Consider the following 5,056-nt stretch of genomic DNA (forward strand, 5'->3'; position numbering starts at 1 on the left):
TGACCTTGCGGGCGGTCGGAACGGAGGAGGGGCCCGTCGCCAGGGCGCGCGAACTGTTCGAGACGCATTACGAGGAAGACCTGTCGCTGGCCGATCTCGCCCGGCTCACCGGCCTGCCCCGCCATCACCTGATCCGCGCCTTCCGGCGCGAGACCGGGCTGACGCCCCATGCCTATCTGGTCGATGTCCGCGTCCGGCGTGCGCGCGAGCGGCTGCGGCGTGGCGAGATGCCGGGCGATGTCGCCGCGGCAACCGGCTTCTGCGATCAGCCCCATCTGACGCGCGCCTTCAAGGCCCGCTTCGGCGTGACGCCCGGCGCCTTCCGCGCCGCGCATGTCGGCTGAACCGTCGTTTCGAGAGAACAAGCACATGTCCACGATGCGTGACGACATCAGGCGCGGCCTGAACGATATCTGGCCGGCGGCGGTGGCCGCGGCGCCGATCGGTCTGCTGTTCGGGGCGGTGGCCGCGAGCAAGGGATTGTCGCCGCTCGAAGTCTTCCTGATGAGTGCCATGGTCTTCGCCGGTGGTGCGCAGTTCGCCGCCGTCGAGCTGTGGACGACGCCGACGCCGGTGGCGGCACTGATTTTCTCGACGCTGCTGATCAATGCGCGCCATGTACTGATGGGCGCGTCGCTGGCGCCGAAGCTGCAAGGCTTCAGCCGCTGGCAGAAATTCCTCGGCCTCTACTACATGGCAGACGAGAACTGGGCGCTTGCCGAGAAACGCGCCCGCACGCACCGCCTGACGCCGGCCTACTGGTTCGCGATGGTCATCCCCTTCGTTCTGGGCTGGCTGATCAATTCGACGCTGGGCGCCACCATCGGCGCAGTTCTGGGCGATCCGAAGCGGCTGGGCGCCGATTTCGCCTTCACGGCGCTGTTCATCGCGCTGGTCGCCGCCTTCTGGAAGGGACGGGTGACGTTCTGGACGGTGGCCGCTGCCGGGATCGCCTCGGCGGTGACCTATCGTCTTGTGGGGCCGCCCTGGCATGTCGCGGCGGGTGCGCTCTGCGGGTTGCTGGCGGCGTGGTTCGCGGCGGGCGCGGAAGAGCGGCCGGTGACGAAGGAGGCCGAAGCGTGAGCGTCGATCCGGTCAACCTCCTCGCCTTTCTCGGCATGGCGATCGTGACCTATGGCACGCGCGTCGCCGGACTTGCGCTCGCCGGGCGGCTCAATCTGTCGCCGCGCGCGCAGGCCGCCTTCGATGCGATCCCGCCCGCAGTCCTGGTGGCGGTGATCGCGCCGAGCGCGCTCGCGACGGGCTGGGCCGAGACGGCTGCGGCGGCGATCGCGGCGCTGGCCGCGACGCGGCTGCCGCTGCTGGGTGTCGTCGCCGTGGGTGTGGTCGCGGTGGTGGCGTTCCGGATGGTGCTCTAGCAGGCCCTGGTGAGGGAAGCTGCGGATGGCCGGGATACGCCCGGCCATCCCCGGATCACAACGGCCGGCAGGCGGCTTCGAGCCAGCCCTTCGCCTCGCCGGTTACGAGCGGAGACAGCTTCTCCCAGACCTTGGCGTGATAGCCGTCGATCCAGGCGATCTCGCCGTCGTCGAGCATGTTCTTGTCGATCAGCGCCCGCTCATAGGGGCACCAGGTGATCGTCTCGAAGCCGTAGATCGTGCGCTCGGCGCCGGGGATCTGGCGCTCTTCGACGACGATCAGGTTCTCTATGCGGATACCGTACTCGCCCTGCTTGTAGTAGCCGGGCTCGTTGGAGAGGATCATGCCCGGCTCCAGCGGCGTGGTGCCGAGCTTGGACAGGCGCTGCGGCCCCTCATGGACGGAGAGGTAGCTGCCGACGCCATGGCCGGTGCCATGGTCGAAGTCGAAGCCGCCCTGCCAGAGCGGCAGCCGGGCGAAAGCGTCCAGCTGCGCGCCGGACGTACCCTTGACGAAGACCAGCCGCGAGATCGCGAGATGGCCCTTGAGCACGCGGGTGTAGCGATCCCGCATCTCGGCTGTGGGCTCGCCGATGACGATGGTGCGCGTGATGTCGGTGGTGCCGTCCTCGTACTGGCCGCCTGAATCCACCAGGAAGATACCGGGTTCCAGCTTGCGGTTGGTCGCCTCGCTGACGCGATAATGCGGCAGTGCGGCGTTGGGCCCGGCGCCGGCGATCGTCGTGAAGGAGACGTCCTTGAGCTGCCCGGTCCTGAGCCGCTCGGCCTCGAGCGCCGCGACGGCGTCGATCTCGGTCAGGCCACCCTTTGGCGCCTCGCGCGCGAGCCAGGAGAGATAGTTGGTCATCGCTGCACCGTCGCGCAGATGGGCGGCGCGGGCGCCGCTCAGCTCGGCGGCGTTCTTGCGCGCCTTCATCAGTGCGATCGGGTCGCTGCCGGCATCGGGCGTGCCGCCGGCCTCGCGGATCAGCGCCGCCAGGGCCGAGGCGGCGGTCGTCGCATCCAGCCGGACCCTGGCCTTGGCGGCGCCGAGCTTCCTGAGCTGGTTCTCGAGCTCGGCCGGCGCCGCGATCTCGCCGACCGCGCCGATGGCGTCGCCGGCCTCGTTGGTGATCTTCTCGGGCGCCAGAAAGACGGTAGGGCGGCCTTCGCGCGGGACGATGGCGTAGCCGAGCGGCAGCGGCGTGTGCTCGACATCGCCGCCGCGGATGTTGAAGACCCAGGCCAGCGCGTGCGGGTCGGAGACGACGAGGGCATCGACCTTCGCCTCGGCCAGCGCCTTGCGGATGCGGCCGAGCTTGGCGGTGGAATCCTCCCCGGCATAGGCCGCGGGATGGGCCTTGATCGGCGCTGCCGGGGCGGCCGGGCGGTCCGACCAGAGCGCATCGATCGGGTTGGCGGTGACGGCGACGAGGCTGCCGCCGGCTGCAGCCACGGCCTTTTCCAGCTTGGCGACGCCGTCGACGGTGTGCAGCCAGGGATCGTAGCCGAGCTTGCCGCCGGCCGGCAGGTTCTGCTCGATCCAGCGCTCCAGCGGTGTCTCCTCCATGCGGACGGGGGTGACGACCTTCGTGTCGGTCTGCTCGGCCGACTGGATGGTGTAGCGGCCGTCGACGATCAGCGCCGCCTTGTCGGCCAGCACCACGGCGCTGCCGGCGGAGCCCGTGAAGCCCGTCAGCCAGGCGAGGCGGGCCATATGGGCCGGGACGTATTCACCCTGATGCTCGTCGGCGCGGGGAACGACGAAGCCGTCCAGACCCTGGGCAGCCAGCGCCTTGCGCAGCGCGGCGACGCGGCCGGCGACCAGCCGGGGATCGCTGGGTTCGGAAAAGGACTGGAAGCGGCAGGTCGGCAGGGTCGAATCGGTCATGGCAAGGTCCGGCATCGTTTGCGCCATCGTCGCGCTCCGCCCGCGAAAGCGCCAGCGCAAAAGCACCGTCGGCGTGGTGCCCGTTTCGTGGGAGCACGCTGCCTCATTGAGCCGCATTGTGTCGCTTGGTTATGCAATCGACGCAAATATTAACGAGATCGGACGGATTGCATGCGTTTCGTGCATATCTCGCATATGCGAACACATCTTCTCGCAAGTGCGAAATGATCCCACCTTAGTCGCATAAGAGAACGAGGAAGCGACCGGGACTGTCCTTCGTTTTTCGGAGATGGACCCATGACATACGTGCTTGATAATGCCGACGTGCTGCCCGTACCGGTGGTGGCCGAAACAAAGGCTCGCAAGGCTGACAAGCCGAGCCTGATGCAGCGCCTCTATGCCGCGCTGATCGAGAGCCGGAAACGCTCCGCCGCTCGCGAGCTGCGCGCCCGCAACCTCCTCGTCAACGAGGCCGAGATCGTTCTGGGCGGATACCCGTCCGCGACGCTGTCGAGCGACGTCTCGCTGCCTTTCAACCGCTGAATTCACGGCTGTTGCGGCAATACCGCGCGCCGACAACGCACAGGAACCGAACCATGATCGCCATCATCAAGCATGTCGCCGAACAGATCGCGGATGCCGCGAAGTTCGCGGCCGCCGTCTGGCACGATGCCCGCAGCCTGCAGGCCGAGGCCGAGCGCAAGTACGGCCAGATCGACTTCTGAAGCGGAACGAGTAACGGCCTCGCGTCCCCCAGGGTCGCCGGAGGTCAGGCAGGGCGGCGAAGCCTCGGGGCTGCGCCGCCTTTTTTCATGACCAGCGTCGCCCAGCCCTCACGCAGCGACTGGCTGACGAGATAGATGCCGTGATGCCGGTAGGCCGAGGCCACGCCGGCGACGTCCATGGCGAGCAGCCCGGACAGGATCAGCGTGCCGTCGCGCGAAAGCACGCGCGCGATCGAGGGCGCAAGCTGCCGCAGCGGCCCGGCGAGGATATTGGCGAAGACGAGGTCGAAATGGCCGGAGCGGTTCGCCTTGGCGTGGCGCAGGCCCGGCGCGACATAGAGATCGAGCGCGTTGGGTGCGTGATTGAGACGCGCATTATGGGCGGAGACCTCGACCGCAACCGCGTCGATGTCGCCTGCGACGACCTTGCGCTTGATCTGCTTGGCCAGCGCCAGCGCCAGAATGCCGGTGCCGGTGCCGACATCGAGGCCGCGGCGCGGGCGGCGCTTCTTCAGCTCGGCGTCCAGCGCCATCAGGCAGCCCGAGGTCGTTCCGTGATGGCCGGTGCCGAAGGCGAGCGCCGCCTCGATCTCGATGGCGACGTCGTTGACCTGCACGACGTCCCGGTCATGCGCACCATGGACGATGACGCGGCCGGCGCGCACCGGCTTCAGCCCGTCGAGGCTGTTCGCGACCCAGTCTTTCGTGTTCACGGTGGTGAAGGGCGTGCTGTCGACGAGATCGCCGACGACCGGCCTGAGCAGGTCGCGCACTGCCTCCTCGTCCGGGTGGTGGGCGAAATAGATCTCGACCTTCCACGGCGCATTCAGCGAGAGCGTGGTGATGCCCTGCTCGATCTCGAAGGCCGAGATCGCGGTCTCGGTCGGGTCGAAGATCTCGCCGAGCAACTCGGTCAGGGCCCGGGCCTTCTCGCCCGAGGTGGAGAGTTCGAAGACGGTTGCGACCGTCGCTGGCAGGAGGCCTTCGCGCATGGCGCGGGCTTAGCAGGCGGGCCGGCCGCTGTCATCGGAAATGGCCGGTGCTGCCACAGCGAAACCTGA

At 68.3% G+C, this 5,056-nt stretch carries 7 protein-coding genes; 5 read left to right on the plus strand and 2 right to left on the minus strand.

All coding sequences use genetic code 11. The annotated features are described in order from the left end of the window. From ACIPIA_RS10105 to ACIPIA_RS10115, 3 genes are all read left to right on the plus strand, one after another. Window positions 1–344 (plus strand): helix-turn-helix domain-containing protein (locus tag ACIPIA_RS10105; RefSeq protein WP_400509093.1); only part of this gene is annotated, 344 nt, incomplete at its 5' end. 25 nt (window positions 345–369) lie between these two features. Continuing rightward, window positions 370–1,083 (plus strand): AzlC family ABC transporter permease, encoded by a 714-nt coding sequence (locus ACIPIA_RS10110; protein ID WP_400509095.1) that lies wholly within the window; start codon window positions 370–372, stop codon window positions 1,081–1,083. Further along, entirely contained in the window at window positions 1,080–1,379 is a 300-nt protein-coding gene (locus ACIPIA_RS10115; RefSeq protein WP_400509097.1) for an AzlD family protein, read from the plus strand. Before ACIPIA_RS10110 ends, ACIPIA_RS10115 begins: the two co-directional genes overlap by 4 nt. A gap of 55 nt (window positions 1,380–1,434) precedes the next feature. Here the strand turns inward: ACIPIA_RS10115 and ACIPIA_RS10120 are convergent, their stop codons facing one another. Then, the gene (locus ACIPIA_RS10120; RefSeq protein WP_400509099.1) at window positions 1,435–3,270 is read right to left on the minus strand and encodes an aminopeptidase P family protein; all 1,836 of its coding nucleotides are present in this window, start codon (window positions 3,268–3,270) and stop codon (window positions 1,435–1,437) included. Between the two features lie 297 nt (window positions 3,271–3,567). On the opposite strand from ACIPIA_RS10120, the gene ACIPIA_RS10125 reads away from it, so the two are divergent. Both ACIPIA_RS10125 and ACIPIA_RS10130 read left to right on the plus strand, forming a co-directional pair. After that, a complete protein-coding gene (locus ACIPIA_RS10125) occupies window positions 3,568–3,813 on the plus strand; it encodes a hypothetical protein (protein WP_400509101.1) in 246 nt (81 codons plus the stop codon). A 53-nt stretch (window positions 3,814–3,866) separates the two neighbouring features. Further along, complete coding sequence (locus tag ACIPIA_RS10130) at window positions 3,867–3,995, plus strand: hypothetical protein (RefSeq protein WP_400509102.1); 129 nt, start codon at window positions 3,867–3,869, stop codon at window positions 3,993–3,995. Window positions 3,996–4,039: 44 nt separating this feature from the next. On the opposite strand, the gene ACIPIA_RS10135 is transcribed toward ACIPIA_RS10130, so the two are convergent. Continuing rightward, window positions 4,040–4,987: a 50S ribosomal protein L11 methyltransferase gene (locus tag ACIPIA_RS10135; protein WP_400509104.1), complete on the minus strand. Its 948-nt coding sequence runs from the start codon at window positions 4,985–4,987 to the stop codon at window positions 4,040–4,042. Window positions 4,988–5,056 lie beyond the last annotated feature (69 nt).

Origin of the sequence: Allobosea sp. CER48 (assembly GCF_044752385.1) — a bacterium.
In the GTDB taxonomy this organism is placed as follows: Bacteria; Pseudomonadota; Alphaproteobacteria; order Rhizobiales; family Beijerinckiaceae; genus Allobosea.